The following is a 795-nucleotide window of genomic DNA, read 5'->3' as shown; positions in this document are numbered from 1 at the left end:
GAAGGATTCGAACCTTCGACACCCTGATTAAAAGTCAGGTGCTCTACCAACTGAGCTAATGACTCATAGTAAATGGCTGGGGATATAGGATTTGAACCTATGCATGACGGAGTCAAAGTCCGTTGCCTTACCGCTTGGCTAATCCCCAAAAATAAATGGTGGAGGCTGAGGGGATCGAACCCCCGACCCTCTGCTTGTAAGGCAGATGCTCTCCCAGCTGAGCTAAGCCTCCATCTTTGGGATGTTCATCCCAATTAAAACATTAGATAATACTATGACCCGTAGGGGATTCGAACCCCTGTTACCTCCGTGAAAGGGAGGTGTCTTAACCCCTTGACCAACGGGCCCCATTTGCAGAGCTCTCAACCGGGATCGAACCGGTGACCTCATCCTTACCATGGATGCACTCTACCTACTGAGCTATGAGAGCAAATGGCTCCCCGAACAGGACTCGAACCTGTGACAACTCGATTAACAGTCGAGTGCTCTACCAACTGAGCTATCAGGGAATAATATGCATTTGCAATGCAAATGCAATTCATCATACAACGTCYACATGCARAGCCTGTTTTCTATGTAARATGRAAKARTTCGCTTGGCGGCGTCCTACTCTCCCAGGACCCTGCGGTCCAAGTACCATCGGCGCTAGAGGGCTTAACGGTCGTGTTCGGGATGGGTACGTGTGGAACCCCTCCGCCATCGCCACCAAACGCGATTGGATCGAAGCAGTGCTTCTTCCATTCATTCAGAACTGAAAATCATACACACAYTCSRTGATGTACCCATTTTCATTTC

At 49.1% G+C, this 795-nt stretch carries 5 tRNA genes and 1 rRNA gene; all 6 read right to left on the bottom strand.

Annotated features, from left to right (window positions below):
- Positions 1-73 precede the first annotated feature (73 nt).
- A tRNA-Gln gene (locus tag AB4Z30_RS29900) sits at positions 74-148 on the bottom strand.
- An 8-nt stretch (positions 149-156) separates the two neighbouring features.
- Positions 157-232 (bottom strand) — tRNA-Val (locus AB4Z30_RS29895).
- A 43-nt stretch (positions 233-275) separates the two neighbouring features.
- Positions 276-347: transfer RNA gene (locus tag AB4Z30_RS29890), tRNA-Glu, on the bottom strand.
- A gap of 10 nt (positions 348-357) precedes the next feature.
- Positions 358-430, bottom strand: a tRNA-Thr gene (locus tag AB4Z30_RS29885).
- Positions 431-433: 3 nt separating this feature from the next.
- Positions 434-509: transfer RNA gene (locus tag AB4Z30_RS29880), tRNA-Asn, on the bottom strand.
- A gap of 84 nt (positions 510-593) precedes the next feature.
- Positions 594-710, bottom strand: a 5S ribosomal RNA gene (gene rrf, locus AB4Z30_RS29875).
- Positions 711-795 lie beyond the last annotated feature (85 nt).

The organism is Paenibacillus sp. 2TAF8, from assembly GCF_052114825.1.
GTDB lineage: Bacteria > Bacillota > Bacilli > Paenibacillales > Paenibacillaceae > Paenibacillus.
The sequence above is the reverse complement of the archived record's forward strand: the minus strand, read 5'-3'. Positions and strand labels throughout refer to the sequence as shown.